The 25,916-nt window shown below is 65.3% G+C and carries 26 protein-coding genes, 1 tRNA gene and 1 pseudogene; 12 read left to right on the top strand and 16 right to left on the bottom strand.

Annotation, left to right across the window (positions count from 1 at the left end; genetic code table 11):
• Positions 1–11: 11 nt before the first annotated feature.
• The gene (locus D769_RS08690) at positions 12–1,037 is read left to right on the top strand and encodes a M48 family metallopeptidase (protein WP_008644093.1); all 1,026 of its coding nucleotides are present in this window, start codon (positions 12–14) and stop codon (positions 1,035–1,037) included.
• Between the two features lie 74 nt (positions 1,038–1,111).
• On the opposite strand, the gene lgt is transcribed toward D769_RS08690, so the two are convergent.
• Both lgt and D769_RS08700 read right to left on the bottom strand, forming a co-directional pair.
• Positions 1,112–1,924, bottom strand: a complete 813-nt coding sequence (lgt, locus tag D769_RS08695) for a prolipoprotein diacylglyceryl transferase (RefSeq protein ID WP_008644094.1) — start codon at positions 1,922–1,924, stop codon at positions 1,112–1,114.
• A 52-nt stretch (positions 1,925–1,976) separates the two neighbouring features.
• Positions 1,977–2,927, bottom strand: a complete 951-nt coding sequence (locus D769_RS08700) for a LysR family transcriptional regulator (RefSeq protein WP_008644095.1) — start codon at positions 2,925–2,927, stop codon at positions 1,977–1,979.
• 126 nt (positions 2,928–3,053) lie between these two features.
• Between D769_RS08700 and ilvD the strand changes: the two genes are divergently transcribed.
• Positions 3,054–4,727 carry a dihydroxy-acid dehydratase gene (gene ilvD, locus D769_RS08705; protein WP_008644096.1) on the top strand — a complete coding sequence of 558 codons (1,674 nt, stop codon included), beginning with the start codon at positions 3,054–3,056 and terminating at the stop codon, positions 4,725–4,727.
• A gap of 103 nt (positions 4,728–4,830) precedes the next feature.
• On the opposite strand, the gene D769_RS08710 is transcribed toward ilvD, so the two are convergent.
• The 3 genes from D769_RS08710 to D769_RS08720 are packed head-to-tail and all read right to left on the bottom strand — an operon-like array spanning position 4,831 to position 7,334.
• Positions 4,831–5,325 carry a hypothetical protein gene (locus D769_RS08710; RefSeq protein ID WP_008644098.1) on the bottom strand — a complete coding sequence of 165 codons (495 nt, stop codon included), beginning with the start codon at positions 5,323–5,325 and terminating at the stop codon, positions 4,831–4,833.
• Positions 5,322–5,756, bottom strand: a complete 435-nt coding sequence (locus D769_RS08715; protein ID WP_008644100.1) for a DNA polymerase III subunit chi — start codon at positions 5,754–5,756, stop codon at positions 5,322–5,324. The genes D769_RS08710 and D769_RS08715 overlap by 4 nt, the downstream gene beginning before the upstream one ends.
• A gap of 45 nt (positions 5,757–5,801) precedes the next feature.
• Complete coding sequence (locus D769_RS08720) at positions 5,802–7,334, bottom strand: leucyl aminopeptidase (protein ID WP_008644101.1); 1,533 nt, start codon at positions 7,332–7,334, stop codon at positions 5,802–5,804.
• A 164-nt stretch (positions 7,335–7,498) separates the two neighbouring features.
• On the opposite strand from D769_RS08720, the gene lptF reads away from it, so the two are divergent.
• The 3 genes from lptF to D769_RS08735 are packed head-to-tail and all read left to right on the top strand — an operon-like array spanning position 7,499 to position 10,178.
• Entirely contained in the window at positions 7,499–8,617 is a 1,119-nt protein-coding gene (lptF, locus tag D769_RS08725) for an LPS export ABC transporter permease LptF (RefSeq protein ID WP_008644102.1), read from the top strand.
• Positions 8,614–9,777, top strand: a complete 1,164-nt coding sequence (gene lptG, locus D769_RS08730) for an LPS export ABC transporter permease LptG (protein WP_008644103.1) — start codon at positions 8,614–8,616, stop codon at positions 9,775–9,777. The genes lptF and lptG overlap by 4 nt, the downstream gene beginning before the upstream one ends.
• A 2-nt stretch (positions 9,778–9,779) precedes the next feature.
• A complete protein-coding gene (locus D769_RS08735) occupies positions 9,780–10,178 on the top strand; it encodes a CbiX/SirB N-terminal domain-containing protein (protein ID WP_008644104.1) in 399 nt (132 codons plus the stop codon).
• Positions 10,179–10,243: 65 nt separating this feature from the next.
• On the opposite strand, the gene cobA is transcribed toward D769_RS08735, so the two are convergent.
• The 7 genes from cobA to D769_RS08770 form a co-directional block, all read right to left on the bottom strand.
• The gene (gene cobA, locus D769_RS08740; RefSeq protein WP_008644105.1) at positions 10,244–11,008 is read right to left on the bottom strand and encodes a uroporphyrinogen-III C-methyltransferase; all 765 of its coding nucleotides are present in this window, start codon (positions 11,006–11,008) and stop codon (positions 10,244–10,246) included.
• A 39-nt stretch (positions 11,009–11,047) separates the two neighbouring features.
• On the bottom strand, positions 11,048–12,352 hold the full coding sequence (locus D769_RS08745; protein ID WP_008644107.1) for a sulfate adenylyltransferase subunit 1: 1,305 nt from the start codon (positions 12,350–12,352) through the stop codon (positions 11,048–11,050).
• Positions 12,353–12,377: 25 nt separating this feature from the next.
• Positions 12,378–13,340 carry a sulfate adenylyltransferase subunit CysD gene (gene cysD / locus D769_RS08750; protein WP_085959063.1) on the bottom strand — a complete coding sequence of 321 codons (963 nt, stop codon included), beginning with the start codon at positions 13,338–13,340 and terminating at the stop codon, positions 12,378–12,380.
• A 35-nt stretch (positions 13,341–13,375) separates the two neighbouring features.
• Positions 13,376–14,176 (bottom strand): phosphoadenylyl-sulfate reductase, encoded by an 801-nt coding sequence (locus D769_RS08755; protein ID WP_008644110.1) that lies wholly within the window; start codon positions 14,174–14,176, stop codon positions 13,376–13,378.
• A complete protein-coding gene (locus D769_RS08760; protein ID WP_008644112.1) occupies positions 14,173–14,748 on the bottom strand; it encodes a DUF934 domain-containing protein in 576 nt (191 codons plus the stop codon). Before D769_RS08760 ends, D769_RS08755 begins: the two co-directional genes overlap by 4 nt.
• Positions 14,749–14,766: 18 nt before the next feature.
• A complete protein-coding gene (locus D769_RS08765; RefSeq protein ID WP_008644114.1) occupies positions 14,767–16,449 on the bottom strand; it encodes a nitrite/sulfite reductase in 1,683 nt (560 codons plus the stop codon).
• Between the two features lie 108 nt (positions 16,450–16,557).
• A complete protein-coding gene (locus D769_RS08770; protein WP_008644115.1) occupies positions 16,558–17,331 on the bottom strand; it encodes a sulfite exporter TauE/SafE family protein in 774 nt (257 codons plus the stop codon).
• Between the two features lie 172 nt (positions 17,332–17,503).
• Between D769_RS08770 and D769_RS08775 the strand changes: the two genes are divergently transcribed.
• From D769_RS08775 to D769_RS08790, 4 genes are all read left to right on the top strand, one after another.
• Positions 17,504–18,445, top strand: coding sequence for a CysB family HTH-type transcriptional regulator (locus D769_RS08775; protein ID WP_008644116.1), 942 nt, complete (start codon positions 17,504–17,506; stop codon positions 18,443–18,445).
• Between the two features lie 30 nt (positions 18,446–18,475).
• Positions 18,476–19,615, top strand: a complete 1,140-nt coding sequence (locus D769_RS08780) for a class I SAM-dependent methyltransferase (protein ID WP_040010953.1) — start codon at positions 18,476–18,478, stop codon at positions 19,613–19,615.
• A gap of 73 nt (positions 19,616–19,688) precedes the next feature.
• Positions 19,689–20,858: an ABC transporter substrate-binding protein gene (locus D769_RS08785; protein ID WP_008644118.1), complete on the top strand. Its 1,170-nt coding sequence runs from the start codon at positions 19,689–19,691 to the stop codon at positions 20,856–20,858.
• 21 nt (positions 20,859–20,879) lie between these two features.
• Positions 20,880–21,749, top strand: a complete 870-nt coding sequence (locus tag D769_RS08790; protein WP_008644119.1) for an NAD(P)-dependent oxidoreductase — start codon at positions 20,880–20,882, stop codon at positions 21,747–21,749.
• Positions 21,750–21,822: 73 nt separating this feature from the next.
• Here D769_RS08790 and D769_RS08795 read toward each other — a convergent pair whose 3' ends face one another.
• The gene (locus D769_RS08795) at positions 21,823–22,764 is read right to left on the bottom strand and encodes an alpha/beta hydrolase (protein WP_008644120.1); all 942 of its coding nucleotides are present in this window, start codon (positions 22,762–22,764) and stop codon (positions 21,823–21,825) included.
• A 104-nt stretch (positions 22,765–22,868) separates the two neighbouring features.
• Here D769_RS08795 and D769_RS08800 point away from each other — a divergent pair, with 104 nt between their 5' ends.
• A complete protein-coding gene (locus D769_RS08800) occupies positions 22,869–23,231 on the top strand; it encodes an HNH endonuclease (RefSeq protein WP_008644121.1) in 363 nt (120 codons plus the stop codon).
• 98 nt (positions 23,232–23,329) lie between these two features.
• Positions 23,330–23,414, top strand: a tRNA-Leu gene (locus D769_RS08805).
• A 26-nt stretch (positions 23,415–23,440) separates the two neighbouring features.
• On the opposite strand, the gene D769_RS08810 is transcribed toward D769_RS08805, so the two are convergent.
• Positions 23,441–23,803: a hypothetical protein gene (locus D769_RS08810; RefSeq protein WP_008644122.1), complete on the bottom strand. Its 363-nt coding sequence runs from the start codon at positions 23,801–23,803 to the stop codon at positions 23,441–23,443.
• Positions 23,804–23,913: 110 nt separating this feature from the next.
• Between D769_RS08810 and D769_RS08815 the strand changes: the two genes are divergently transcribed.
• Positions 23,914–24,669 (top strand): M48 family metallopeptidase, encoded by a 756-nt coding sequence (locus D769_RS08815; RefSeq protein WP_008644123.1) that lies wholly within the window; start codon positions 23,914–23,916, stop codon positions 24,667–24,669.
• 119 nt (positions 24,670–24,788) lie between these two features.
• On the opposite strand, the gene hutG is transcribed toward D769_RS08815, so the two are convergent.
• Together hutG and D769_RS08825 are read right to left on the bottom strand one after the other, a co-directional pair.
• On the bottom strand, positions 24,789–25,604 hold the full coding sequence (hutG, locus tag D769_RS08820) for an N-formylglutamate deformylase (RefSeq protein ID WP_008644124.1): 816 nt from the start codon (positions 25,602–25,604) through the stop codon (positions 24,789–24,791).
• Positions 25,605–25,653: 49 nt separating this feature from the next.
• Positions 25,654–25,916, bottom strand: a pseudogene (locus tag D769_RS08825) (formimidoylglutamate deiminase); the annotation flags it as partial.

Below are 25,916 nucleotides of genomic sequence, written 5' to 3' on the forward strand. Positions count from 1 at the left end.
CCAAAACAGTCATGGTTGCCGCGCAATACTTCGACACCCGCTCATCACGCGCGCACGCGGTGATGCTGATCGTCACGAACGGCGAGGCCATCCTGCAGGATGCGAATGGCGCTGAGTTGCGACGGGCGCCACTCGCAACACTGCGCGTGTCGGAACGCATCAAGCGCGCGCCACGGCTTGTCACGTTCGACGACGGCGCCTATTGCGAGATCGCGGACCAGGCCACGTTCGATGCGATGCTCGCGGCAACCGGGCATCGCGAAGGCCTGGTTTCGCGTGCGCAGAACAGCTGGCGTCTGGCCGGACTGTCGCTACTCGGGCTGGTCGTGTTCGTGGTGTTTTCGTACTACTACCTGCTGCCTTGGACGGCCACGGTGGTGGCACGATCGGTGCCGCCGTCGATCGAGGCTCAGTTGGGAAAGGCCACCCTCGACAGCCTGGACCAGGGGCTGGTGGAACCTACGAAATTGCCACAGGCCGACCAGCAGCGCATTCGTGACAACTTCGCCGCGTTGCGCCGCCCGGAAGATCCGGGCCACCACTATCAGATCCTGTTCCGCAAGGGCGGGCGGCTTGGCGCCAATGCCGTGGCACTACCGGGCGGCACGATCGTCGTCACCGACGAGCTGGTCAAGCTGATTGGCACGGGCGCGGGCATGATGGGTGTGCTGGCCCACGAGGCCGGCCACGTGGCCGAGCGCCACGGCCTGCAGCAGGTGTTCCAGGCATCGGTGGTCGGCGCGCTGGCGGCGTACATGGTCGGCGATGTTTCATCGCTGCTGGCCACGGTACCCGCCGCGATGATGTCGATGCGCTATTCGCGCGAGCACGAACGCGAGGCGGATGCCTATGCGGTGAAAATCCTGCGGGACAACCGGCTACCGGTGACCGCGCTGGCCGATGCGCTACAGCAACTCGAGGATGCGCACCGCAAGGGCGCCGGCAAGCAGGCTGCCGACGATGAAGAGAGCGGCTTCTTCTCGACCCACCCGCTGACGCGGGAGCGGATCGAAGCCATCAGGAATGGCGGGGAGTGATTTTCATGCTCCCCTCTTCCACTCCACTTGCGGGAGAGGGAAGCAAACCGAGAGTCAGCCTGACGGCCTGACGATCAGCGCGCCGCTGCCGTCGCCCCATTGCCACGACGGTAAGCCCAGAGCACCATCACGACGCCGATCACGATCATCGGCAGGCTCAGCCACTGACCCATCGACAGCTTGAGCGCCAGCAGGCCCAGGAAGTTGTCCGGTTCGCGGGCAAACTCGGCCAGGAAGCGGAACGCGCCATAGCCGATCAGGAACACGCCCGATACCGCGCCCATCGGCCGCGGCTTGCGTGAGAACAGCCACAGGATGATGAACAGCGCCACGCCTTCGCCAGCGAACTGGTAAAGCTGCGACGGATGGCGCGGGATGTTGTCGCCGGCCTGCGGGAAGATCATGCCCCACGGCAGATCGGTCGGACGCCCCCACAATTCGCCGTTGATAAAGTTGCCGATCCGCCCGGCCGCGAGTCCGCAAGGAATCATCGGCGCGATGAAGTCGGTCACCTCCATCCAGTGGCGACGGCGCACCTTCGCGAACACCCACATCGCGATCAGCACGCCCAGGAATCCGCCGTGGAACGCCATGCCCCCCTCCCAGACCTTGAAGATCTCGAGCGGGTGCGTGAGGTAGTAGCCCGGCTTGTAAAACAGCACGTAGCCCAGACGGCCGCCCAGGATGACCCCGAGTACCCCGTAGAACAGCATGTCATCGAGGTCCCGCGCCACCCAGCCACGCGCCGCGATATGCGGCTGGCGGATACGCAGTCGGCCGAACCACAGGAACATGATGAAGCCGGCCAGGTACATCAGGCCGTACCAGCGGATGGCCAGCGGCCCGAGGTGAATGGCGACCGGGTCGAATTGGGGATGAACGAGCATGTCGGATCGAGTGAGTATCGGTAAGTATTCTGGACAGCGCGGAATAGCGAAGTCAGGCCTTTATGCCATTGTCTTGCGTCAGTCCGATGGCGCCGGCGAGGTCCATGGCGATATCGATGAAAGAGCGCAGCACGGGCGCCACGCCAGCCGCGCCTTCACGCCAGACCAGACCAGTTTCGATTTCCGGCCCGGCATCGCGCAATGCCAGATATGACACGCCAGTCCGGCGCAGGTTGCATAGCGACGCGGGCACCAGCGCCACCCCCATGCCGGCGGAGACCAGGCTGACGATCGTCTGCATCTGTATCGCCTCCTGGGCAATCATCGGCGTCAACCCGTCGCGCGCGTAATAGCCCGTAATGATGTCATAAAACGCTGGCGCGCTTCGGCGCGGGAAGATGATCAGCGGCTCGTGCGCGGCGTCGCGCAGGGCCACGGTCTGCGGTGGCGCGCCATCGGCCTGCCCCGCCGGGCGCCAGCCATCGGGCACGGCCAGCACAAGCGGTTCGCGTACCAGTGGCAAATAGGAGAGCCCGTGCGGCATCACGGTCAGTTGCGGGCGGATGACCAGACCCGCGTCGATCGTCCCCTCGACCAGCGCCTCGAGCTGGACGTCGCTGGTGGCCTCGCGCAGTTGTAGCTGGACTTCCGGATGCCGGGCGCGGAAATGCCGCAGAAGGTCAGGCAGGATGCCGTAATCGGCCGTACTGACGAACGCCAGCGCCAGCGAGCCAACCTCCCCCCGCGCGAGCCGCTGGGCCAGCCCGGGCAACGCGGCCGCATCGGCCAGCACGCGGCGCACCTCCGGCAGCCATTGCTGGCCGGCCGGCGTAAGCATCACCGAGCGGCGCGTGCGCACGAACAACTGGACGCCGATCTCCTCCTCCAGTGCCTGGATCTGCTGCGACAGCGGCGGCTGCGTCATGGCGAGCCGCCGCGCGGCGCGGCCGAAATGCAACTCTTCGGCCACTGTGACGAAATAACGTAGCTGGCGCAGGTCCACGGGGTAGCTTGATATTTTTATCGACTCAATAAAGGTCGAATCATATATTTGACACGATAAAACGCAAGCGCCATTCTTCTGACCACAACACGGCCACCCGCCACCAGCCCCCCGGAGACACCCGCCATGGCTTTCAACAAACGTTCCCAGCACATCACGCAAGGCGTGGCGCGCTCCCCCAACCGTTCGATGTACTACGCGCTCGGCTACAAGAAGGAAGACTTCGACAAGCCGATGGTGGGCATCGCCAACGGCCACTCGACGATCACTCCCTGCAACGCCGGCCTGCAGCGCCTGGCGGACGCGGCCGTGGATGCGATCAAGGCCTCGGACGCCAACCCACAGATCTTCGGCACACCGACGATCTCCGACGGCATGTCGATGGGCACCGAAGGCATGAAGTACTCGCTGATCTCGCGTGAAGTCATCGCCGACTGCATCGAGACGGCTGCCCAGGGCCAGTGGATGGACGGCGTGGTCGTGATCGGCGGCTGCGACAAGAACATGCCGGGCGGCATGATCGCGCTGGCGCGCACCAATGTGCCGGGCATCTACGTCTACGGCGGCACCATCCGCCCGGGTAACTGGAAGGGCAAGGACCTGACCATCGTGTCGTCGTTCGAGGCCGTGGGCGAATTCACCGCCGGCCGCATGAGCCAGGAAGACTTCGAGGGCGTGGAAAAGAACGCCTGCCCGAGCACCGGTTCGTGCGGCGGCATGTACACCGCCAACACAATGAGCTCGTCGTTCGAGGCGCTGGGCATGTCGCTGCTGTACTCGTCGACGATGGCCAACCCGGACCAGGAAAAGGTGGACAGCGCCGCCGAATCGGCCCGCGTGCTGGTGGAAGCCATCAAGAAGGACATCAAGCCGCGCGACATCATCACGCGCAAGTCGATCGAGAACGCCGTAACGCTGATCATGGCCACGGGCGGCTCCACCAACGCCGTGCTGCATTACCTGGCCATCGCCCACTCGGCCGAAGTGGAATGGACCATCGACGATTTCGAGCGCATCCGTCGCCGCGTGCCGGTGATCTGCAACCTGAAGCCGTCGGGCGCCTACGTGGCCACCGACCTGCACCGCGCCGGTGGCATTCCGCAAGTGATGAAGATCCTGCTGAACGCCGGTCTGCTGCACGGCGACTGCCTGACGATCACGGGCCGCACGCTGGCCGAAGAACTCGAGCACGTTCCCAGTGAGCCGCGCGCCGACCAGGACGTGATCCTGCCGATCTCGCAGGCCCTGTACAAGCAAGGCCACCTGGCCATCCTGAAGGGCAACCTCGCCGAGGAAGGCGCGGTGGCCAAGATCACCGGCCTGAAGAACCCGGTCATCACCGGCCCGGCCCGCGTGTTCGAGGACGAGCAGAGCGCCATGGAAGCGATCCTGGCGGACAAGATCAACGCTGGCGACATCCTGGTGCTGCGCTACCTCGGCCCGAAGGGCGGCCCAGGCATGCCTGAAATGCTGGCGCCGACGTCGGCGATCATCGGCAAGGGTCTCGGCGAATCGGTTGGTTTCATCACTGACGGCCGCTTCTCGGGCGGCACCTGGGGCATGGTGGTTGGCCACGTTGCGCCGGAAGCCCATGTGGGCGGCACGATTGCACTGGTTCAGGAAGGCGACTCGATCACGATCGACGCGCACCAGTTGCTGCTGCAACTGAATGTGGCCGACGAAGAGCTGGCCCGCCGCCGCGCTGCCTGGAAGCAGCCGGCTCCGCGTTACACGCGCGGCGTGCTGGCGAAGTTCGCGAGGCTGGCCTCCACGGCCAGCAAGGGTGCCGTGACGGACTGATCCGGCTGGCATAGCCCCCTGCAATGCAAAAGGCCTGCGATTCAATCGCAGGCCTTTTTACATGGGTGCCGATACCGGCGCGGGCCGGTGGCAAGGCCCAGGCTCACATCCCGCCCGGGTCCCGCTCGATTTCCTCCAGCGTCGCGTCGAGCCACTCCACCAGCCGGGCCTCGAGCGCCTGGGTCAGTTCATTGGCCAGTTGCGCCGTCAGCGGCGCCAGCCGCGACTGCAGCGTGGCTTCGGTATGGGCTTCCACCACCTGCGGCCACTCGGTGCGGAAGCGCATCATCACGCGCGTCAGCAACTCGGTGCGCACCGCGCGCAGGTCGTCGGCGCCCGGCATGAACGGGGTCGTGTCGACCACGTCGGACGTCGCAGCCGGCACGTCCTCTCCCGCCGATCCGAAATCGCCAACCGCGGTGACCACGCCAGATTCTGGCATGTCCGCCGTGTCGATCACCGTGGCCTGGGCTGGCACGGGTGCCGGTGCCGGCGCATCGAACACGGTGTCCGGCAACTCGACCACTTCGGTCAGCAGCGGCACGCTGTCATTGGGATCCAGCCGCGGAATGACCCGCGAAGTCGTGCGTTCGCTCATGCCGCATCTCCCTTGGCCTGGCCAATGTCATGGTGCGTGAGCGGATAGCCTCGCTCACGATAGAAACGATACCGCTCCCGCCCGGAATCCCGGGCTTCGGGCGTGGCGCCGACCACTTCGATCAACCGTTCGAAGCTGGCGAACTGCGCCGGGGCCTCCGGCGCCAGGTTCACCAGCAACTGATGGTGCGGTACGGCGTCGAGCGCGGCGGCCAGGATGATCGGCGTCACCGCCGCATTCGGGCTGTCGACCCCGCAGTGCGGCAGGAAGTCGAGCGGCGAAAACGACCACAGCCGCGCGTCGAGCTGCGCCAGCTGCTGCGGCGCGCCGTGCACCACCACCTTCTGCCCTGCCCCATAGGCCTTGCGAACCAGACGGCAGACATATGTCAGCGTGTCCGGCACATTGCTATGGAAGTCGATGCGCGTCATCCCGGCTACCTTTCCCTGAACCTAATATCCGCCCGATACGCCCGATTACGCCGCGCGGTCCATCAGGAACTGCGTCAGCAACGGCACCGGACGGCCCGTGGCGCCCTTGGCCGCGCCGCTCTTCCACGCCGTGCCGGCGATGTCGAGGTGGGCCCAGTCGTACTTCTCGGTATAACGCGCCAGGAAGCAGGCCGCGGTCACGCTGCCGGCCGGACGGCCACCGATATTGGCCATGTCGGCAAAGTTCGACTTGAGCTGGTCCTGGTAGTCATCGTCCAGCGGCAGACGCCAGGCCGTATCCATGGCCTTGCGGCCGGCACCCAGCAACTGGTCCGCCAGCGCGTCGCTGCGGGCGTACAGGCCGCTGTTGACGTGGCCGAGCGCGATGATGCAGGCACCGGTCAGCGTGGCCACGTCGATCACGGCGGCCGGCTTGAAGCGCTCCACGTAGGTCAACGCGTCGCACAGGATCAGGCGGCCTTCGGCGTCGGTATTGAGGATTTCGATGGTCTGGCCGGACATGCTGGTCACCACGTCGCCCGGCTTGGTGGCGATGCCACTCGGCATGTTCTCGCAGGTCGGCACCACGGCGATCACGTTCTGCTTCAGGCCCATTTCGGCCACGGCCTGGATCGTGCCCAGCACCGATGCCGCGCCGCACATGTCGTACTTCATTTCGTCCATGCCCTCGCCCGGCTTCAGCGAGATGCCACCCGTATCGAACGTGATGCCCTTGCCCACCAGCACCACCGGCGCCTGCTTGGCGCTCGCGCCGTCATAGCGCAGTACGATGAACTGCGGCGGCTCGACGCTGCCCTTGGTCACGGCCAGGAAGGCGCCCATGTTGAGCGCCTCGATCTGCTTGCGGCCCAGGATCTCCACCTTGAGCTTGTGGCGCTTGGCGATGCCACGGGCGGTATTGGCCAGATAGGTCGGCGTGCAGATGTTGGACGGCAGGTTGCCCAGGTCGCGGGTCAGTTCCATGCCGTTGGCGATGGCGGTGCCACGCACGGCGGCCTGCGAGGCGGCCTTGGCGTCGCCCACGTCCACGGCCAGCACGATCTTGCGCAGCGACGCCTTGTCGATGGCGCCAGCGCCCCGGGGAGCGCGCTTGAGCTCGGGATGGCGCTCCAGCAGGCGATAACCGGCCTCCCGGACCAGCGTGATCGTGGTGATGATGGCCCAGGCCACGTCGCGCGGCTGCGGCGGCTGCTGAACCAGGCACCAGAGCGCCGAGGCGGCGCGCGTGCCGCCCAGGGCACGCGTGGCGGTGCGCACGGCTTCGGCAAAGGCCTTGTCGTTGAAATCGGCTTCCTTGCCCAGGCCCACCAGCAGCACGCGGGCGGCGCCAATGCCGGCCACCTCGTGCAGCATCAGTTGCGTGCCGCGCTTGCCTTCGAAGTCGCCTTGCTTGACCAGACGCGCCACCAGCCCCTTGGTGGCAACGTCCAGCGCCTTGGCCACGCCGGCCAGACTTTGGCCCTCGAACAGGCCAACCACCAGACAGTCAGTCTTCGTGGCCAGAAAACCATTTTGGCCGGCTTTGCTCAGATCCAGGGCTTTTGTGCTAAATTCCATCGCGCTTCCTTCCAGGGGCTCGTCGAAAAGAAACCCCCATTATCCGCGATTTTCATCCGCGATCCGCCGCCGCCGATCCAGAAAGCTGACAGCCCGCGGTCCTGCCAGTCCATCGGCCCCCGGCGCATCGCCCGCTCCGGCCGGCAGCCGGAAGCGTGTCTTGCATGATCTTCCAACAAGCCCTGCGGCGCGAACTCGCCTACACCGCCGGTGCGGTGTTCCTGGTGATGCTGACGTTCATGCTGACGTCGCTCGTGATCCGCATCCTGGGAATGGCCGCCAACGGCAAGGCCAGCCCCAACGACGTGCTGATGCTCATCGGCCTGGCGACGATCGGCTATCTGTCGATCCTGCTGTCGGCTACGCTGTTCATCTCGACGCTGATCGTCCTGACCCGGTGGTACAAGGACTCCGAGATGGTGGTGTGGTTCTCGGCCGGCGTCTCCCTGCGCGATCTGGTCAAGCCGGTGCTGCAGTTCGCCGCGCCGTTCTTTGTCATGGCGCTGCTGCTGGGCCTGTTCGCGTGGCCGTGGGCCAACCAGCAGAGCGCGCTGTTCCGCGACCGCTTCGAGCAGCGCGGCGTGCTCTCGATGATCGCCTCGGGCCGCTTCATCGAGCCGGCCAATGGCAACTACGTGCTGTTCATCGAAGGCATCGACGCCGACATGAAGCACGCGCGCAACGTCTTCGTGGCCAATGCCGAATCGGGCAAGATCGGTGTGGCGCTGGCGCATCAGGGCCAGTTCGAGACGATGCCCAACGGCGACCGTCTGGTGGTCATGGAACATGGCCGCCGCTACGCCGGCATTCCCGGCCAGCTCAATTACCGGATCGTCGAGTTCGACAAGTACGCGGTCAAGGTCGACAACAAGCCGCAGGACGCCGCCGCCGACCTGCCGACCAAGAGCCGCGACACGATCGACCTGATCCGTGACCCGACCCGCGAGAACCTGGGCGAACTGCTCTGGCGGATCTCCCTGCCGATCCTGGCGTTCAACTTCGTGATGATCGCGATCCCGCTGGCCTACGTGAATCCGCGTCTGGGCCGCTACACCCCGCTTGTCTTCGCCGTGCTGATCTACCTGACCTACAGCAACCTGATCAACCTGGCGCAGGCCTGGGTCCGCTCCGGCGCGATGTCGTTCTGGATGGCCATCTGGCCGATCCACCTGACCGTGTTCCTGTGCGCGCTGGTGATGTTCCGCTACCGCGCCAACCGTAGCCTGGGAGGCTGGCGTGCCGTATTCGGCCTGCGCCGCAAGACCACCGGGGGCCGCGCATGAGGGTGCTGAGCGTCTACGAGCGCTACTTCGCTCGCCTGATCTATGGGGTTTTCGCCTTCATCCTGTTCGCGGTGCTGGCCCTGTTCGTGTTCTTCGACATGCTCAGCGAACTGGAAAGCGTCCAGGGCAAGTACACGTCGCTGATCGCGTTCTTCCACGTCATGCTGGAGGCGCCGACCCGTATCTACGAGGTGCTGCCGATCGCGGTGCTGATCAGCGCGATCTACGTCTTCTCGCAACTTGCCAGCCAGTCCGAGTACACGATCTTCCGCGTGGCCGGCCTGAACACGCGGCAGGCGCTGTTCTCGCTGTTCAAGCTGGCGGTGCCGCTGGCGCTGGCGACGTTCATCTTCGGCGAGTTCATCGGCCCGGCGGCCGAGCAGTACGCGCAGAAGATCAAGCTCGAGGCAATCGGCGCCACCGTGTCATCGGGCTTCCGCTCGGGCGTCTGGGTCAAGGACCGCGATCGCGATCCCGAGGAGAAAGGCGCGGGAGAAATCACCCGCTTCGTGAACGTGCAAGGCCTGCGGCCCGACCAGTCGATTACCGGCGTCACGATCTACGAATTCGACAAGGACTACCGCCTGCGCGTGATCCGCGTGGCCAAGGAAGGCAAATACCAGGGCGGGCAGTCCTGGCAGCTCAACGACGTCAACGAGACGCGCTTCATCGAGCTGCGTGACGGCCAGCCGGCTGCCAATCGTGACGCGCTGGCGCCCGACTTCCGCGGCGAGCAGGTGCAGTTCCCGAACATCCTGATGCACTCCGAGCTGACGCCACAGATCCTGTCGGTGCTGCTGGTGCAGCCGGAGAACATGTCGACGGTCAACCTGTTCCGCTACATCCGGCACCTGCGCGACAACAAGCAGGACACGCAGCGCTACGAAATCGCGTTCTGGAAGAAGGTGGTGTATCCGCTGACGCTGTTCGTGATGGTCGCGCTGGCGCTGCCGTTCGCATACCTCCATGCCCGTGCGGGCGCGGTAGGCGTGAAGGTGTTCGGCGGCATCATGCTGGGCCTGTCGTTCCACCTGTCCAACACGCTGTTCTCGCACGTGGGCCTGCTGCATACCTGGCCGCCGATCGTCTCCGCGCTGGTGCCCGGCACGCTCTACCTGATGATTGCGCTCGGCGCGCTGCGCTGGGTCGATCGCCACTGATCATGGGCGCTGGGCGACAAGGACTCATCCTGTTCGGGCACGGCGCGCGCGACGCGCGCTGGCGCGATCCGTTCGACCGGCTTCACGAAAAGCTCGTGGCGTTGCTGCCGGACTGTGCTGTTCGACTGGCTTTCCTGGAACTGATGACGCCGTCGCTGGAGGACGCCATCGACGAGCTGGCGGCGGCTGGCGTTGGCGCGATCACGGTCGTGCCGGTGTTCTTCGGCCAGGGTGGGCATCTGCGGCGCGATTTTCCGCTGCTGATCGACGCGTGCCGGGTGAAGTATCCGGGGGTGGAGATTCGCGCCTCGGATGCGGTCGGCGAAGTCGACAGCGTGCTCGATGCCATCGCGGCATATTGCGCGCTGACCCTTTCCCCCGCTCCCGCTCCTGAACAATAGCCCGGGACACAAAATGCAAAAAGGCCAGAGTCAACCTCTGGCCTTTTTTCCATCGGGCAAACCGATCACGCCGCGCGTTCGGCTTCCACGTACTCCGTCGCCCTGCTCCCCAGGGCCTCGCCGATCATCAGCAGGCTGGGCTGCACCGGGTCCATCCAGCGTGCCGCCTCGCCTGCCGCCATCTGGCCCAGCGTGAACTGGTGGCTGCGCTGGCGCGGCGTCGTAGCGGCTTCCACTACCCATGCGGGTGTCGACGCCGGCTTGCCGCGAGCGATCAACTGCGCCGCAATGTTCGCTGCCTGATCACGGCCCATGTAGTAGATGATCGTGTCGGCCTTCACATCGGCCTCCACGTCGACGGCATCGGCCGCCTTGGCCTGGGTAGCGAACGCCACGCTGCGCGACACACCACGCTTGGTCAAGGGCCGGCCGATCGCGCTGGCCGCCGCGAGCGCCGCAGTGATGCCGGGCACCACCTCGTACTCGATACCGGCCGCTTCCAGCGCCTGCAACTCCTCGTCGGCGCGGCCAAACAACATCGGGTCGCCGCCCTTGAGCCGCACCACGCGCTCGTACTTCGTGGCCAGGTCGACGATCTGGCGATTGATGAAGAGTTGCGCCGTGGAACGCTGGCCGCAGCGCTTGCCCACCTCGACCAGTTCGGCCTGCGGACACCACGCCAGCATCTCGGGCGATACGAGTGCATCGTGCAGCACGACCTGCGCCTCGCCCAACAGTCGTGCGCCGCGCACCGTAATGAGATCGGCCGCGCCGGGACCCGCACCAATCAGATACACCTTGCCCGTGGCCTTGCCGTGCTGCCTGTCCATCCTGACCCTCGCTGTATGAAATACCGGACTCAGACGATATCAGGCATACGCACGGATCATGCCCGCCGCCACCGTGTGGTTGGTGGCTTCGTCGATCAGCACGAACGCGCCCGTCGCCGGATTGTCGCCGTACGTATCGCAGACGATCGGCTTCTGCAGCGAGATCTGCACCGAACCGATGTCGTTCAGGTTGATCTCGTGGCGGCCGGTTTCGTGCGACAGCGTATGCACATCCAGCACGCGATCCACCGCCGACACGCGCGCGAACACGCTGGCCGTGGTGTGCTTGAGCACGTACTTGCGCGACGGGTTCAGCGACTCGTCGTCGAACCAGCACAGGTCGGCCGTCAGCTTCTTCGCCGATTCGGCGGCGGTATCGGCCGACACGAACATGTCACCACGCGATACATCGACGTCTTCGGCCAGACGCACCGTGACGGTGTCGCCGGCGCTGGCGGAATCGGCCGATCCATTCGGCGTCAGCACTTCGGCCACCACGGCTTCGCGATTGGCGGGCAGCACGCGCAGCTTCTGGCCCACGCGGACCGTGCCGGCTTCCACACGGCCAGCGTAGCCACGGAAGTCGTCGGCGGCGGAACCGTCCTGGCGAACCACCAGTTGCACCGGGAAGCGCAGCGCGGCATCGCCTACCGGCGCCACATCTTCCACCGGCAGCGATTCCAGCAGCGGCAGCAGCGGCTCGCCCTGGTACCACGGCATGGCGTCGCTGGCATGGACGATGTTGTCGCCACGCAGTGCCGACACCGGCACGTAGGTCACATCCTTCAGGCCCAGTTGCGCGGCCAGTTCGATGTAGGCGGCGCGGATCTCGTTGAAGCGCTGCTCGCTGTAGTCAACCAGGTCCATCTTGTTCACGGCGACGATCACGTGCTGCAGTTCCAGCAGCTTCAGGATGGCCGAGTGACGCTTGGTCTGGGCCAGCAGCTCGGCGCGGCCGTCCTTGACCGTGACACGCGTGGCATCCACCAGCACGATGGCGGCGTGCGCGGTCGAGGCGCCCGTCACCATGTTGCGCGTGTACTGCTCGTGGCCCGGCGTATCGGCAATGATGAACTTGCGGCGCGCGGTCGAGAAATAGCGGTAAGCCACGTCGATCGTGATGCCCTGCTCTCGCTCGGCCTCGAGGCCGTCGGTCAGCAGCGAGAAGTCGATCTGCTCGCCAGCGGTGCGCTTGTTCTTGGCGTTGGCCAGCGCGGTGAGCTGATCGGACAGGACTGCCTTGCTGTCAAACAACAGACGGCCGATCAGCGTGCTCTTGCCGTCGTCCACGGAGCCCGCGGTGATGAAACGCAGCAGGCCTTGATGTTGGGATTGGTGAGACATTGTCGTATTCCTCTGCTGCGTCGATTTAGAAGTAGCCTTCTTTTTTCCGGCGTTCCATCGACGCTTCGCTCGTCTGGTCGTCCATGCGGGTGGCGCCGCGCTCGGTGATCTCGGTCACCGCGGTCTCCGCGATGATCTCCACCGGCGTGGCCGCGGTGCTAGCCACCGGGCACGTGCAGCTGATGTCGCCCACGGTGCGGAAGCGGACCGACAGCACTTCGCTCACATCACCATCCTGCTTCGGCGTAATCGGCGTCACCGGCACCAGCAGGCCGTTCTTGCGCACCACTTCGCGCTCGTGCGCGTAGTAGATCGGCGGCAGGGCCAGGTTTTCGCGGGCGATGTACTGCCACACGTCGAGTTCGGTCCAGTTCGAGATCGGGAACACGCGCATCTGCTCGCCTTGGGCCATGCGGGCGTTGTACAGGCTCCACAGTTCCGGGCGCTGGGCCTTCGGGTCCCACTGGCCGAACTCGTCGCGGAACGAGAAGATGCGTTCCTTGGCGCGAGCCTTTTCTTCATCGCGACGGGCACCGCCCATCAGCGCGTCGAACTTGTGAGCCTCGATCGTTTCCAGCAGCGTCACAGCCTGTGCGGCGTTGCGCGAATCGGTTTCCTTGCGCAGGCGCACGGTGCCGCGCTTGATCGAATCCTCGACGTGGCCCACCACCAGGCGCGCGCCCAGTTCGCCCACGCGCTGGTCGCGGAACTGGATCACTTCCGGATAGTTGTGGCCGGTGTCGATGTGGACCAGCGGGAACGGCAGCTCCACCTTGCGGTCGCCCAGGCGGAAGGCCTTGAGCGCCAGATGCAGCATGACGATCGAATCCTTGCCGCCGGAGAACAGCAGCGCCGGGTTGTGGCACTCGGCCACCACCTCGCGGATGATGTAGATCGATTCGGCTTCGAGCCGGTCGAGGTGGTCGTTCTGGACCTGCAGCAGGTGTTCCACGTTGGCGGGGATGCCTGCGCTTGCGATGTCGTTCATGATGCCCATGTCGTTCTCGGCCTCAAATATTCTGTTCAGTGCTTGACGTTCTGTTCGTGGAGCCCGCACTCTTTCGAGTCCTTGCTCTCCCACCACCACCGTCCGGCGCGCACATCCTCGCCGGCCTTGACCGCCCGCGTACAGGGCTCGCAACCGATGCTCGGATAGCCCTTCTCGTGCAGCGCGTTGACCGGGACGTTGTGGCGCGACAGGTACGCCCACACTTCGGCCTCGGTCCAGTCGGCCAGCGGATTGAACTTGGGAATGCCTCGCGACTCGTCCGTTTCCTCGAACGGCAGTTCGGCGCGCGTCACGGCCTGCTCGCGGCGCTGGCCCGTCATCCACGCATCGGCGTGCGAAAGCGCGCGATTGAGCGGTTCCACCTTGCGGATGCCACAGCAGCTCTTGCGCAGGTCCACGCTGTCGTAGAAGGCGTTCAGGCCATTCTTCTTCAGGTAGTTCTCCACGGCTTCCTGGTCGGGCGTAAACTGCTCGATCGTGTAGCCGTAGTGCGTCTCGACCTTGTCCAGCACTGCCAGCGTCTCGGCATGCAGGCGGCCGGTGTTCAGCGTGAACACGCGGATGCCGGCACGCACGGCCGGGCTGCCGCGCAGGATCGCGTCGGTCAGCACCATGTCTTCGGCGGCCAGGCTCGTGGCGAAGCGCGCGCGGAAGAAACGTGCCGCGATGCCGGACAGGCGTTCGGCCAGTTCACGTTCCTTCACTTCGAGCGCCTCGATCGTGCCGGTGTACGCCGGCTTCGTCCACAGCGCTGGGGGGCGCAGCGACGACACCGAACCGTCGACGATGGGGATCTCGGAGATCACGGCGCTCATGCCGCGCCCCGGGCGGTCACGTCAGCGCGTGCGCGGCGGAACAGCGGTAGCGGCTCGTCCACCGAAGCCTGGTAGGCCACCGTGAACTCGGTGAAGCCCTTCAGCGCGTCGTCGATGTTCTTGTCGGCGCGCACCGCGAAAGTGTCGAAGCCACAGCGCTTCATAAAGTTGAGCTGATCGCGCAGCACGTCGCCGATCGCGCGCAACTGGCCTGCCCAGTGGTAGCGCGTGCGCAGCAGATAGGCCGACGAGAAACCGCGGCCATCGCGGAACACCGGGAAGTCCACGGCCACGACCGATACGCGATCGAACAGCGCTTCGACGTCGCCCGGCTCGTCTTCCGGCGCCAGCCACACGCCGGTGATGGCCTTGTCGCGGCCAGCCAGCAGGGCTTCGTTCGCCTTCCACACCAACAGCGGGAACAGCACGGCGTCGGTGCCTTGCGCGACGGCAGCGATCTTTGCCTCGTCGAGCGGTTCGGTTTCGGTGGCACGCAGCACGGTCCAGCTATCGTCGACGATGACAGGACGGAATTCGGCGGCGTCGCGTTGCAGTTGAATGATCTTTGCCATGTTCGGTAACTCCGTTCGTCAGGCTTCGGCGCGCTCTTCGCGCTGCTTGTCCGCGTACACCCGTTCCTTGAACGGCGCGATGCCAATCCGGCCAACGGTTTCGATAAAGCGCTCGTCGCCAACGCGGTTGGCCACGAATGTCTCGATGATGCGCGACACCACATCAGGCATCTCGTGGGCGCTGAACGACGGGCCGATCACCTTGCCCAGCGCCGTGTCATTGCCCTGGGCGCCGCCGATCGTGACCTGGTACCACTCGGCGCCATCCTTGTCGACGCCCAGCACGCCGATATTGCCGACGTGGTGGTGGCCGCAGGCGTTGATGCAACCCGAGATGTTCAGCGAGATGTCGCCAAGGTCGTAGACGTAGTCGAGGTTGTCGAAACGCTCCTGAATCGCCAGCGCGATCGGAATCGACTTGGCGTTGGCCAGCGAGCAGAAGTCGCCGCCCGGGCAGGCGATGATGTCGGTCAGCAGGCCGATGTTGGCCGTGGCCAGACCGGCCTTCTTCGCGTCTTCCCACAGCGCGAACAGGTCGCGCTTCTTCACGTCGGGCAGCACCAGATTCTGCTCATGCGCCACGCGCAGTTCGCCATAGCCATAGCGATCAGCGAAATCGGCAACCGTGTCCATTTGCGCGGACGTGGCATCGCCCGGGGGCGACACCGGGCCCGGCTTGGTCGACAGCGTCACGGATGCATAGCCCGGCACCTTGTGCGCGTGCACGTTGCGGTTGACCCAGCGTGCGAACGCCTTGTTCTCAAGCAGGTGCTTTTCGAACGATGCGTCGGTGTCGGGCAGCTTTTCGTAGGCGGGCGGCTGGAAGTACTGCGCCACGCGGTCGAACTCGGCCTGCGTCAGCGTGCCAGGGCCGTCCTTGCTGAACTTCCACTCCTCTTCCACTTCGGCGGCGAACTTCTCGGCGCCGATGGCCTTCACCAGGATCTTGATGCGGGCCTTGTACTTGTTGTCGCGGCGGCCGTAGCGGTTGTACACACGGATCGCGGACTCCACATAGGTCAGCATGTGCTGCCACGGCAGATCTTCCTTGATGATCGTGCCCAGAATCGGCGTGCGACCCAGACCTCCACCAGCCAGGATGCGCAGGCGCGTCTCGCCAGCGGCGTTCTTGTACGCATAGATGCCGATATCGTGCATCTGCACCACGGCGCGGTCATCGGCCGACGACGAGATGGCGATCTTGAACTTGCGCGGCAGGAACGCGAATTCGGGCTGGAACGTGCTCCACTGGCGCAGCAGTTCGGCCAGCACGCGCGGGTCCACCGTCTCGTCCGGCGCTACGCCGGCGAACTGGTCGGTGGTGATGTTGCGCACGCAGTTGCCGGAGGTCTGGATGCCGTGCATCTCGACGCTGGCGAGGTCGTCCAGCACGTCGGGCACGCGCTCCAGGTCCATCCAGTTGTACTGGATGTTCTGACGTGTAGAGAAATGGCCGTAGTCGCGGTCGTAGGTGCGGGCGATATGGGCCAGCATGCGCATCTGCTTCGAGGCCAGCAGGCCGTACGGAATCGCCACGCGCAGCATGTAGGCGTGACGCTGCATGTACAGGCCGTTCTGCAGGCGCAGCGGCAGGAATTCTTCCTCGGTCAGCTCATCGGACAGGCGGCGACGCACCTGGTCACGGAACTGGGCAACGCGCTCCTGGACGATACGCTGGTCATATTGATCGTACTGATACATGGTGTGGGTCCGTTCAGTATTCGGTAACTGTAGGGAGGTTGGTCAGGAATGAAGCGAAGCGGTTCTGGCAAGGCCGCGTAACGACGCCTGAATCATTCATAACCGGTCTCATGAAACGAGCTTGATGGCCACGAGCGTCAGCGTCGTGGCAAGTGCGGCGCGCACGATCCGCTCGGGCAGTGCCCGCGACAGTTGCGCACCGAGCCAGATGCCGGGGATCGAGCCCACCAGCAGCGCCAGCAACAAATTCCAGTCGACCGTGCCGAGCCACACGTGGCCCAGGCCTGCCACGGCCGTGAGCGGCACGGCGTAGGCGATATCGGTACCAGCCACTTCGGCCGGTTTCATATGGGGATACAGCAGCAGGATCAGCGTCGCGCCCACGGCGCCAGCACCGATTGACGACACCGTCACCAGCACGCCGATCACGGCGCCCACCAGCACGGTGGCCACCACCTGCTTGCGGCCTTCGAGCTGGAAGCGCGGGTTGCGCGCCAGCCACGCCAGCATCTGCTTGCGGAACAGCAGCGACAGCACGGTCAGCAGAACCGACACACCGATCGTCACGCGGATCGCGTGGAGCCACTGCGCATTGAGTTCACCCGCGCTCTTGAGCACGAGGATGGCGGCCACGGCGGCCGGCAGGCTGCCCACGCACAGGCGGCGCACCACCTGCCACTGCACATGGCCGTGCGCGCGGTGGGCCAGCGTGCCGAAGCCCTTGGTAATCGAGGCAAACGCCAGGTCGGTGCCCACTGCGGTGGCCGGCGAGAAGCCGAACAGCAGCGTCAGCAGCGGCGTCATGAGCGAACCCCCGCCGACTCCGGTCAGACCGACCAGGAGACCTACCAGCAGACCGGAAACGGTATAGGCAAGGGACATCGGGGGGGATTCTCGAGTTGCCCGGCTTTCCCCTCGTCCGCGTCACCTATACAGGCTGGGGGCTGGACGGAATACGGGCAGGCCGAACGTTTAACAAAGTTCGAGAATCGTAATAAACTCGCCTCATACCTCAAACTAATAAGAAGTTGTTTGTTTATACGGACGCAGTTATATGAACCTTCATCAATTCCGCTTTGTGCGTGAGGCTGTCCGTCAGAATTTCAACCTGACAGAGGCCGCAAAGGCGCTCTATACGTCACAACCCGGCGTTTCCAAGGCGATTATCGAACTGGAAGAGGAGCTAGGTGTCGATATCTTCACACGACACGGCAAACGGATCCGCAGCCTGACCGAACCGGGGCGGCGCATCCTGACCTCGGTAGAGAAGATCCTGCAGGAAGTGGAAAGCCTGAAGCGCGTAGGCAAGGACTATGCGGCACAGGATCAGGGCAACTTCACCATCGCCACCACCCATACCCAGGCCCGTTACGCGCTGCCGCGCGTGATCAGCGAGTTCACCAAGCGCTACCCGAAGGTGCGGCTGTCGATCCAGCAGGGCAATCCGGCGCAGATCGCCGACATGATCTTGCATGACCAGGCCGACCTGGGCATCGCCACCGAGGGCATCTCGGGCGACAAGAGCCTGGTGTCGCTGCCCGGGTACCAGTGGCAGCACATGGTGATTACGCCACCTGACCATCCACTGCTGGAGAAAAAGCACCTGACGCTGGAAGACCTGGCCACCTTTCCGCTGATCACCTATGACGTGAACTTTGCTGGCCGGCCCAAGATCGACAAGGCATTCGAGTTGCGCCATCTCCAGCCAGACATCGTGCTGGAGGCCATCGACGCCGACGTCATCAAGACGTACGTCGAGGTTGGCCTGGGTGTCGGCATCGTGGCCGGCCTCGCCTACGACCCCGAACGTGACCGCAACCTGCGCGGCCTTCCCGCCGGCCACCTGTTCGGCACCAATGTCACCCACCTGGCCGTCAAGCAGGGGGCCTATCTACGCAGCTTCGTCTATACATTCATCGAGTTGTTCTCGCCGACCCTGAACCGCAAGCTGGTGGAACAGGCGATGTCGGGCGACCACGAAGCCTACGAACTCTGAGCATCGCTCGAAGCACCCTGCCCTATATATATGTCAGTCACTGATTCCCTCCCGACGATCCACTGGACCGAAGACGGCGCCGAGCGCAGCGCGATGTGGCGTTCGGAAGCCGGCCTGCCCCCGCCGAAACGCGTGGTGATCGCCGACGACCAGACGCCGGCCGATACCGCGTTCCGTCTGGCCAGCGAAGGCACCGCCCTGCTCTGGCGCGGCGACTTCCAGAACGCACGCCAGTTGCTGCAGGCGATGGCACGGCGCGTCGATCGCAAGCCGAAAAAGGCGCCGAAGCCGGCCGCCAGCCTCACCGAGGCGTTCCACAAGCACCGGCTCGCCCAGTCGCAGCGGGCCCGCACGCTGGGCATGTTGCTGCTGCCGTTCGAGGCCGGCCACGTGGTGCCGCTGCGCCGCGCGCCCGATGTGCATGAAGCCTGCGAGCAGGTCTACGGCCCGTCCGACGCGCCGTACGTGGCGTCGATGCGTGAACTGCTCGGCCTGATCGGCGCATTCGAATGGCGCAAGAAAGGCGTCGAAATCCCCGCGCTCGGCGACCGCATCCACGCGTGGTATGGCGTGTTCTCGCCTGTGCGCGGCGAGTACATCGACCTCGTGGCGAAAGAACCGCTGCCATCGGGCACCCTGGCGTTCGACATTGGCACCGGCACCGGCGTGCTCGCGGCGCTGCTGGCCCAGCGCGGCGTGAAGCGCGTGGTGGGCACCGACCAGGACGCCCGCGCGCTCGGCAACGCCCGCGCCAACATCGAGCGGCTTGGACTGACGGGCGACGTCGAGATCATCGAAGCCGACCTGTTCCCCGAAGGCCGCGCGCCGCTCGTGGTCTGCAATCCGCCATGGGTACCCGCACGCCCGAGTTCGCCGATCGAGCACGCCGTGTTCGACCCGGACAGCCGGATGCTGCGCGGCTTCCTGAACGGCCTGGCCGCGCATCTGACGCCGGATGGCCAGGGCTGGCTGATCCTGTCGGACTTTGCCGAACATCTGGGCCTGCGCACGCGCGACGAACTGCTTGGCTGGATCGATGCGGCGGGGCTCAAGGTGCTTGGCCGCTCTGACATCCGCCCGCGCCACCCGAAGGCCGCCGATGCCGACGACCCGCTCTTCGCCGCGCGCAAGGCCGAGATTACGTCGCTGTGGAGACTGGCTGCGAAGTAATCCGGCCGGTCGTCCCCAAAGCGGTCCCCGAAGCCGTCCTCTTCACGATCCTGTCTCGTCCGGGAGTTCGCCGATGCGTCTGCGCAAGCTGCTGCTGCCAGTGATGTCCATGTTGTCTTTTGGTGTCGCCTCGGGGTCGGCCCATGCCGATATCCGCGTCGGCGTCGACCTGTCGACCACTGGGCCCGCCGCCGCGATCGGCATCCCGTCGCGCAACACGGTGCAGATGTGGCCGCAGACGCTTGGCGGCCTGCGCGCGCAGTACATCGTGCTCGACGACGCCACTGACCCGGCTGCTGCCGTGCGCAACGTGCGCAAGCTCATCGCCGAGGACAAGGTCGATGTGATCGTCGGCCCCAACATCACGCCAAACGCGATTGCCGCGCTCGACGCCATTGCCGAGAGCGGGACGCCGATGGTGGCGCTGGCCGCCTCGGCTTCGATCATCGAGCCGCCCGGCGACGCACGCCGCCGCTGGGCATTCAAGATGCCGCAGAACGACGCCCTGATGGCGACGATCCTGACCGAGCACATGACCAACCAGGGCGTGAAGACGGTGGGCTTCATCGGCTTCAACGATGCCTACGGCGAAAGTTGGTGGCGCGAGTTTTCGAAGATGGCCGAGATCCGTCGCCTGCGCGTGGTGGGCAACGAGCGCTTCGGGCGCACCGATACTTCGGTGACCGGGCAGATACTGAAGCTGATGTCGGCGAATCCCGATGCCATCCTGATCGCGGGCTCGGGCACGCCGGCAGTGCTGCCTCAGAAGGCACTCGGCGAGCGCGGCTACAAGGGCCGCATCTACCAGACCCACGGCATTGCGTCGTGGGACTTCCTGCGCGTGGGTGGCAAGGACGTCGAGGGCACGCTCTTTCCGACCGGGCCGGTGGTGGTGGCGCGGCAGTTGCCCGATAGCCATCCGGTGAAGAAGGTGGCACTCGATTTCGTCACGCGCTATGAAGCGAAGCACGGGCCGGATACGGTGACGCAGTTCGCTGGCGATGCGTGGGGCGCATGGCTGCTGCTCGACGATGCCAGCCGACGCGCGCTCAAGAGCGGCGCGCAGCCTGGCACGCCAGCGTTCCGCGCCGCGCTGCGTGACGCGATCGAATCGACGCACAACCTGACCGTGCCCAATGGCGTGCTCAACCTGAGCGCGCAGGATCATCAAGGTTTCGACCAGCGTGCCCGCGTGATGGGCGTGGTGCGCAATGGCAAGTTCGCCTACGCAGGCGACAAGTAAGACAAGTTCGAGGAAGCATTCATGACCACCGTAGCATTTATTGGCCTGGGCGCGATGGGCGCGCCGATGGTGGGCCACCTGATCCGCGCCGGCCATACCGTGCGCGCCTTTGTGCGCCGACCCGAAGCGGCCGATGCCGCGCGCCAGTTGGGCGCGGAACCGTTCTTCACGCCCGCGGAAGCCGCGCAAGGAGCGGCTGTCGTCTTCACCAACGTGACATCGTCCGAGGACGTGCGCGAAGTGCTGCTCGGCCAGAACGGCGTGGTGGAAGGCGCCGCGCCAGGCACGATCTGCGTCGACCACAGCACCATCTCGCCGATCGTCACGCGCGAGATCGCGCAAGCGCTGGCAGCGCGCGGCATCGAGGCGCTGGACTGTCCGGTATCGGGCGGCACGGTGGGAGCGCAAGCCGCCACGCTGACGATCATGGTCGGCGGCAAGGCTGAGGTGCTGGAAAAGGTGCGTCCGCTGCTGGAGCAGATCGGCAAGACCATCACGCACATCGGCGACAGCGGCGCAGGCCAGGTGGCCAAGCTGTGCAACCAGATCGCCCAGGTGGTCAATATCGAAGGCATCGCCGAAGCCATGCGCTTTGCCGGCGCGCAGGGCGTGGACACTGCCAAGGTGTTCCAGGCAATGGCCACCGGCATGGCCGGCAGCCGTATGCTCGACATGCTCGGCCCGAAGATGGTGACGCGCGATTTCTCCGCCGGCATAGAGTCGCGGCTCCATGCCAAGGATTTCGGACTCGCGGCCGACATCGCCACCGAGATCGGGCTTGAGTTGCCAGCGATGCGCGCCACGTCGGCGCAACTCGGCGAGTTGATGGACCAGGGTTGGGGCAAGGACGATACGTCGTCGCTGCTGAAGGTGCTGGAACTGAAGGGCTGACGAAAGTCACCCTGTGGGGTCACCCAGTAGGCGAGCGACTGGCGTCCGCTCGCCCTCGGCCCCACCAGGCCGTTCAAAATCCCGCGATCATCCCCAACAGCGCGCGCATCATCGGACTGTCGTCGCGCATCAGGTCATCCATCGCATTGAAATGATGGCGGCCCGGCAGCGCGATTGGCTCGCGCACATTATCGGGCCATGCCGCGCGAATCAGCGCGTTGTGGCGGTGATACTCGCTCGACTCCAGTTCACCCACGGCCGTGATCAGCGGCGCGCGCGTGGCCGGCGGCATGAAGGCCGGCGACATGCGCGCGATGTCCGAGTCCGTAAGCTTCAGATCGGCCTGCAGGAATTTGGCGCGACGCAGCGGCTCCAGATCGTACAAACCGCTGATCGACAGGCCACCCTTGACCAGATCCACCGGCAGATCGGCGCCGACCTGCGGCCACAGCGCCGTCATCAGCATGGTCACTAGATGGCCACCCACCGAATGTCCGGCCAGGAAGATGCGATCCGGGTCATGGCCCAGCGCATCAGCCTGGCGATACAGCCATGCCACCGCCTCCAGTGCCTGACGCACAATCGTTTCAACGGTCACGTCCGGACACAGCGCATAGTTGACAACCGCCACCGACACGCCGCGCCGAGTCGGCACGCTGGCCACGAAACTATGATCGCGCTTGTCCAGCGCCCGGTAGTAGCCACCGTGCAGGAATACCAGCAATGGCGGACGCGTGCCATCCGGCACGTGCATGGCCGGGAAATAGTCGTATGTCTCGGTGGCGACCAGTGGCGAATCCGCCTCTCCGTAGGACAGATCCTCGAAATACTCGATCGCACCGGCCCGCGCCAGCGCCGAATCCGCCGCCCAGCGCGCCATGTGTACGGGATTCTCGGGCACGTTCGCGCGATTGTTGTACTGCTGCGCGTAAAACGCGGGGTCCTGCGAAGGGAGTTCAGCCAATGCGGCAAACGTGGCGGCAGGGGCAACATCCAGGGGCGGCTGGACTGACATGGCACTCGGCTCCAGTGGCATCTCGGGGGGGGGGGCACCGCAAGGCGCGGTTGCGCGCTATCCTACCGCAACTGCCGCCCCTCCCTGACTCCACAGGAATACCAATGGTCGTCAAGCGCCGTCTGCGAGAAGGCCACGATGGCCAACTCGGCCCGCCCCCCGAAGCGCCAACCGCAGCCGGATCGCTCTGCCCGCTATGCGGCCGCAGGTTGCTGGACGACGCCACAACCGACCTCCACCACCCTGTGCCACGCAGCCACGGCGGCCGCGCAGTCGTGCCAATGCACCGCGTCTGCCACCAGAAAATCCACTCGGTCTTCACCGAGGCGGAACTGGCCACGACCTATCACGACTGGAACGCGCTGCGCGCCCATCCAGCCATCGCCGATTTCATCCGCTGGATCGCCCGCAAGCCGCCCGGCTTCTACGACCGCAGCCGCGCCACCAACGCCCGGCGCGGACGCTGACGCCAAACCCGCCCCGGGTTGTCCGACTGGGCGATTTCCGGCATAATCCGCGATTCATCGTAGTGCGACAGGCTTTCTCGCCCATCGCCAGATACCCAGCCCGGGTGGTGAAACAGGTAGACGCAGGGGACTCAAAATCCCCCGCCGCAAGGCGTGTCGGTTCGAGTCCGACCCCGGGCACCAACTCCCCCAACGATTCCCTTGCCACCCTATCCACCGCCCGCGTGGAGGGATTCAGGCATGGCGAAACCCACGCTCCAGTCTTCGACCTTGCCCTCGGCATTGAACGGGTTGCCCCTGGCGCCGGCATCGGTGCTTGAGTAACCATCGCTGCCCCTCGGACCCGGGTGCCCCCGGTCCGTGCCCTCGATTCCAGATACCTTCCGCTTGGCCCGCTCGGCGCCGCCATGCAGCAGGAAGGAATCCGTGGCGGTCTTGCTGCCCTCCCCCTCGCCATCCGCGCATAGCCAGACGGAGCCCGGCTTGTCACTGGCCCGGTCGAAGCCCTGCACTTCGGCGTACTGCGGCTCACCGAGCCGATCGTGCAGCCTGCGCACGAATACGTAAGACATCGCCCGCTGGCGCAAAGGCGCATCCGTTGCTTATTCTTCTACCGTGCGATCGAGCGGGCCCGTCGAAGACCCGCCGGCACGAACAATCCTCGATAACTGCAACACAGGGAATGAAGATGATCCGACTTACCGCCACAACCGCGGCCGTCGCCTGCGCCACACTACTGGCTGGCTGCGCCGGCGCCAATATGGATAGCCTCACCCAGGCTGGCACCAGCATGTTCTCGGCCGCCACACTCAGCGATGCCAACGTCAAGCAACTGTCCGACCAGTCCTGCACCCAGATGGACAAGCAGAACACGCTGGCCACGCCGGACAGCACCTATTCGAAACGGCTCGTGAAAATCATGAGCGGTCTGCAGAACACCGGGCTGCCGCTCGATGCGAAGGTCTACATGACCAAGGATGTCAACGCGTGGGCCATGGCCAATGGTTGCGTGCGGGTCTATAGCGGGCTGATGGACATGATGAGTGACGACGAAGTGCGCGGCGTGCTCGGCCACGAGATCGGCCACGTGGCGCTGGGCCATACCAAGTCGGCAATGCAAGTGGCCTATTCCACCGCCGCCGCGCGCGGACTGCTCGGTTCGACGGGCAACGCCACGTTGACCGCGCTGTCGTCGTCGCAGTTGGGTGCGCTCGGCGAGCAGCTCGTCAATGCGCAGTTCTCGCAGCGGCAGGAGAGCCAGGCCGATGATTACTCGTTCGACCTGCTCACCAAGAACGGCGCCAACCGCCAGGCGCTTGTCACGGCATTCCAGAAACTGGCCAAGCTCGATGGCGGCCAGTCGAGCATGCTGAGTTCGCACCCCGGTTCGGCTGCGCGCGCGCAGCATATTCAGGACCGGATCGCCAGCGGGAAGTAGTCTCGCGCTCCCAGGCGCGGGAGCGGATATGGCGGTTCAGGATGCGACGGATGGCATGTTGAACCGCTGGCCCCCGCTCCTCTCCCGCAAGCGGGAGAGGAGCGAACACCGCAGGCGCATCAGCGCGCTTCGACAAACGCCAGCATCGTCTCCAGCATCTTGCGGATAGCGGGCTGGATCGCGGCGGCCTTGGCCTCGCTGTACGCGAACGGGTACACCTCTTCCATGTAGGACGACTGCGTCTGCTCGAGCTGGACCGCGTGCACGCCCTGTGCCGGGTTGCCATACTGGCGCGTGATATACCCGCCCTTGAAGCGGCCATTGAGCACTGCGGTATGGTTCGGCACCGCATCGGCGATCGCGATCAGTTCGGCGGCCAGGCCAGCGTCGCAACTCTTGCCATCGGCCGTGCCCAGATTGAAATCCGGCAGCTTGCCTTCGAAGAAGCGCGGCAGCATCGAGCGGATCGAATGCGCTTCCCAGAGGCCAATCGTCCCATGCTCGGCACGCAGACGCGCCAGCTCTTCCTGCAACGCGTTGTGGTACGGGTGCCAGACTGCGCCACGGCGCAGCGCGACTTCCGCATCGTCCGGCCCGTTCGTGCCATCGGCGTAGATCGGCGTCTTGTCGAACGTATCGACCGGGCACAGGCCCGTGGTGTCCTGGCCCGGGTACAGGTTCTGGTTATCGGGCGGACGGTTCAGGTCGATGACATAGCGCGAATGCGTGGCCATCAGGATCGACGCACCCAGTTCGCGCGCGCATTCGTAGACGCGATCCATGTGCCAGTCGGTGTCGGGCACGGTGCGGGCCTCGGGCGTCAGGCGCTCGGCCAGTTTCGCGGGAAGATGGGTGCCAACGTGCGGCATCGACACCAGCAGCGGGCGTGTGCCGCGATGCAGGGTGAAAGCGGGGATATCGGTGGTGAAGGACATCGTTGTCTCTGGGGCTTCGGGATTGCAGTCCAGGCTCGGTCGGTCTGGCTCAGTCGGCCAGCAGGTGAGCACGCGCCTCGGCGAACAACCGGCCTGCCTCCGCCTGTTGCGGATGCACGCCATGCTGCACGCGGCACATGCCGCCAGTGCGGACTTCCGCTAGTGTCTCATGTCCGTGGCTGGCGAACACGTGCGTGGCCAACGCGCGTGCGCCGTCCAGGCCGGCCAGCGTCGGATGATTGCCATCCAGCACGACGAAATCGGCACGCTGCCCCACTGCCAGCCCGGCCACCGGACGCGCCGACGCGCGCG

It is taken from the genome of Cupriavidus sp. HMR-1, from assembly GCF_000319775.1.
Lineage (GTDB): Bacteria > Pseudomonadota > Gammaproteobacteria > Burkholderiales > Burkholderiaceae > Cupriavidus > Cupriavidus metallidurans.

Bases quoted from the DNA above. Each gene is read 5' to 3' on its own strand.
- D769_RS08690 (WP_008644093.1), top strand. From the start codon at position 12: ATGGTTGCCGCGCAATACTTCGACACCCGCTCATCACGCGCGCACGCG.
- lgt (WP_008644094.1), bottom strand. From the start codon at position 1,924: ATGCTCGTTCATCCCCAATTCGACCCGGTCGCCATTCACCTCGGGCCG.
- ilvD (WP_008644096.1), top strand. From the start codon at position 3,054: ATGGCTTTCAACAAACGTTCCCAGCACATCACGCAAGGCGTGGCGCGC.
- D769_RS08710 (WP_008644098.1), bottom strand. From the start codon at position 5,325: ATGAGCGAACGCACGACTTCGCGGGTCATTCCGCGGCTGGATCCCAAT.
- D769_RS08715 (WP_008644100.1), bottom strand. From the start codon at position 5,756: ATGACGCGCATCGACTTCCATAGCAATGTGCCGGACACGCTGACATAT.
- D769_RS08720 (WP_008644101.1), bottom strand. From the start codon at position 7,334: ATGGAATTTAGCACAAAAGCCCTGGATCTGAGCAAAGCCGGCCAAAAT.
- lptF (WP_008644102.1), top strand. From the start codon at position 7,499: ATGATCTTCCAACAAGCCCTGCGGCGCGAACTCGCCTACACCGCCGGT.
- lptG (WP_008644103.1), top strand. From the start codon at position 8,614: ATGAGGGTGCTGAGCGTCTACGAGCGCTACTTCGCTCGCCTGATCTAT.
- D769_RS08735 (WP_008644104.1), top strand. From the start codon at position 9,780: ATGGGCGCTGGGCGACAAGGACTCATCCTGTTCGGGCACGGCGCGCGC.
- cobA (WP_008644105.1), bottom strand. From the start codon at position 11,008: ATGGACAGGCAGCACGGCAAGGCCACGGGCAAGGTGTATCTGATTGGT.
- D769_RS08745 (WP_008644107.1), bottom strand. From the start codon at position 12,352: ATGTCTCACCAATCCCAACATCAAGGCCTGCTGCGTTTCATCACCGCG.
- cysD (WP_085959063.1), bottom strand. From the start codon at position 13,340: ATGAACGACATCGCAAGCGCAGGCATCCCCGCCAACGTGGAACACCTG.
- D769_RS08755 (WP_008644110.1), bottom strand. From the start codon at position 14,176: ATGAGCGCCGTGATCTCCGAGATCCCCATCGTCGACGGTTCGGTGTCG.
- D769_RS08760 (WP_008644112.1), bottom strand. From the start codon at position 14,748: ATGGCAAAGATCATTCAACTGCAACGCGACGCCGCCGAATTCCGTCCT.
- D769_RS08765 (WP_008644114.1), bottom strand. From the start codon at position 16,449: ATGTATCAGTACGATCAATATGACCAGCGTATCGTCCAGGAGCGCGTT.
- D769_RS08770 (WP_008644115.1), bottom strand. From the start codon at position 17,331: ATGTCCCTTGCCTATACCGTTTCCGGTCTGCTGGTAGGTCTCCTGGTC.
- D769_RS08775 (WP_008644116.1), top strand. From the start codon at position 17,504: ATGAACCTTCATCAATTCCGCTTTGTGCGTGAGGCTGTCCGTCAGAAT.
- D769_RS08780 (WP_040010953.1), top strand. From the start codon at position 18,476: ATGTCAGTCACTGATTCCCTCCCGACGATCCACTGGACCGAAGACGGC.
- D769_RS08785 (WP_008644118.1), top strand. From the start codon at position 19,689: ATGCGTCTGCGCAAGCTGCTGCTGCCAGTGATGTCCATGTTGTCTTTT.
- D769_RS08790 (WP_008644119.1), top strand. From the start codon at position 20,880: ATGACCACCGTAGCATTTATTGGCCTGGGCGCGATGGGCGCGCCGATG.
- D769_RS08795 (WP_008644120.1), bottom strand. From the start codon at position 22,764: ATGTCAGTCCAGCCGCCCCTGGATGTTGCCCCTGCCGCCACGTTTGCC.
- D769_RS08800 (WP_008644121.1), top strand. From the start codon at position 22,869: ATGGTCGTCAAGCGCCGTCTGCGAGAAGGCCACGATGGCCAACTCGGC.
- D769_RS08810 (WP_008644122.1), bottom strand. From the start codon at position 23,803: ATGTCTTACGTATTCGTGCGCAGGCTGCACGATCGGCTCGGTGAGCCG.
- D769_RS08815 (WP_008644123.1), top strand. From the start codon at position 23,914: ATGAAGATGATCCGACTTACCGCCACAACCGCGGCCGTCGCCTGCGCC.
- hutG (WP_008644124.1), bottom strand. From the start codon at position 25,604: ATGTCCTTCACCACCGATATCCCCGCTTTCACCCTGCATCGCGGCACA.